Annotated in this window: 3 protein-coding genes; 2 read left to right on the forward strand and 1 reads right to left on the reverse strand. The window is 67.0% G+C overall.

What is annotated here, in order from left to right; translation table 11 throughout:
• A partial coding sequence (locus JOZ79_RS10390) for an ABC transporter ATP-binding protein (RefSeq protein WP_294073858.1) occupies positions 1-628 on the forward strand: 628 nt, incomplete at its 5' end.
• The gene (locus JOZ79_RS10395) at positions 625-1,386 is read left to right on the forward strand and encodes an ABC transporter permease (protein WP_294073860.1); all 762 of its coding nucleotides are present in this window, start codon (positions 625-627) and stop codon (positions 1,384-1,386) included. The genes JOZ79_RS10390 and JOZ79_RS10395, both read left to right, overlap by 4 nt.
• Before the next feature lie 109 nt (positions 1,387-1,495).
• Here JOZ79_RS10395 and JOZ79_RS10400 read toward each other — a convergent pair.
• Positions 1,496-2,268: CocE/NonD family hydrolase (locus JOZ79_RS10400; protein WP_294073862.1), on the reverse strand; the 773-nt coding region annotated here is incomplete at its 5' end.

The following is a 2,268-nucleotide window of genomic DNA, read 5'->3' on the forward strand; positions in this document are numbered from 1 at the left end:
TTTCTCACGCCGCCTGTTCGGCCGCTCGGGCCACGCCCAGCACATCGAGCAGGTGCTGCGTGACCTGTCGCTCTGGGACAAGCGCGACACCAAGGTGATGGAGCTGTCGGGCGGCATGAAGCGCCGCGTGCTCATCGCCAAGGCGCTGGCGCACGAGCCCGAGATCCTGTTCCTCGACGAGCCCACCGCCGGCGTCGACGTCGAGCTCCGGCGGGACATGTGGAAGCTGGTACATCGGCTGCGCGAGCAAGGGACCACGATCATCCTCACGACCCACTATATCGAGGAGGCGGAGGAGATGGCCGACCGCGTCGGTGTCATCAGCCACGGCAAGCTGCTGCTGGTAGAGGACAAGGCGGCGCTGATGGCGAAGCTCGGCAAGCGCGAGCTCGACCTGACTCTGGCCGAGCCGATGGCGACGGTCCCGCCCGAGCTCGCCGAGTGCAATCTCAGCTTGGAGAATGACGGCCGCACGCTCCGCTACGTGTTCAACGCCACGGAGGAGCGCACCGGCATCCCCTCCCTCCTCAACCGGCTCCGCGAGCTCGGCATCGGCTTCAAGGACCTGGAGACGAGCAAGTCCAGCCTGGAAGACATCTTCGTCGACCTGGTGGGAGAGCGGGCGTGAACCGCCACTCCATCTGGGCGATCTATCGCTTCGAAATGGCGCGCGCGCTGCGCACCCTGTGGCAGTCGCTGGTCACCCCGGTGCTGACCACCAGCCTGTATTTCATCGTCTTCGGCGGCGCGATCGGCAGCCGGATGAGCACGGTCGGTGGCGTCGGTTACGGCAGCTTCATCGTGCCCGGGCTGATCATGCTGTCGCTCCTCACCCAGAGCATCAGCAACGCGTCGATCGGCATCTACTTCCCGAAATTTACCGGCACGATCTTCGAAATCCTGTCCGCGCCGGTCTCCGCGTTCGAGCTGGTGATCGGCTATGTCGGCGCGGCCGCGACCAAATCGGTTGTGCTCGGGCTCATCATCCTCGCGACCGCCGCGTGCTTCGTGCCGCTCCGGATCGAGCACCCGCCGGCGATGGTCGCGTTCCTGCTCCTGACCGCGCTCGCCTTCAGCCTGTTCGGCTTCATCATCGGCGTCTGGGCGAAGGGGTTCGAGCAGCTCAACTTCGTGCCAGCGCTTCTCATCACGCCGCTCACCTTCCTGGGAGGCAGCTTCTACTCGATCGACATGCTCCCCCAGCCCTGGCGCACGGTCAGCCTGTTCAACCCGGTCGTTTATCTGGTCAGCGGCTTCCGCTGGAGCTTCTTCGGCAAGGGCGACGTGGACATCGGCGTCAGCCTGGCGGTGACCTTCGCCTTCCTGCTGCTCTGCCTCGGCGTGATCGCCTGGATCTTCAGGACCGGCTGGCGGCTGAAGAATTAGGCTCGTCGCAGCGAAACAGCGCTGCTGTTTCGCCGCTCGGCGGCGAGCCCGGCCGGCGGCGCCTCGCGCCGACCGACGACGCGGCTTTGCCGCGTCGCCCCTTCCCGCTTCAGCGGATCACCGGCAGCAGCACTTTCGACCCCGCACACACCCGCTGCTCCGCCTTGACGTAATCGCCCGGCTTGGCCCGCGCGATGTTGGGCACGAAGCTCTGCGGGTTGCGGTCGATCATGGGGAACCAGCTCGACTGCACCTGCACCATGATGCGGTGCCCGGCCTTGAAGACGTGGTCGTGGTCGCGGAGCGGCACGTCCCAGGCGACGACCTTGCCGGGGACGAGCGGCCGCGGGTCGGTGTCGCTGGCGAGGAAACGCCCGCGCCTGACCTCCATCGCGATCGGCAGCTGATAGCCGTTCAGCTGGCGTCCATAGTCGCCCAGCTTGCCGGCCTGCACATCGTAACGCTGATAATCGTCGGGCAGGACGTCGATCAGCTTGACCACCATGTCGGAGTCCGTGGCGCTGGTCGACGCCATCAGCGTCGCCGCGAGCGCGCCCGTCACCGTCAGGTCGCTCGTCAGCGGCGCCGAGATATAGGACAGCACGTCCGGCCGATGGTCCACGAACCGCTGGTCGTCCGCCTCCCAGCTCCGCCAGTCGGGGCTCAAGTACGTGCCAGACATCGGCCGCTGGCGGAACGGCACGGGGTTGGCGGGATCGGAGGTGTAGGCGCGACACCCCTCTCCCGGCCCATCGAACGATAGCGATCCGTCGGCGCGCAGGTACAGGGCCGTCGCGGTCGCGCCCGCGGGCGGCCAGGCGGCATAGGTCTTCCACGTATCGGAGCCCGACTGGAACATCTTCACCCGCCAGTCCGGCCGCG

Source organism: Sphingomonas sp. (assembly GCF_019242355.1).
GTDB lineage: Bacteria > Pseudomonadota > Alphaproteobacteria > Sphingomonadales > Sphingomonadaceae > Sphingomicrobium.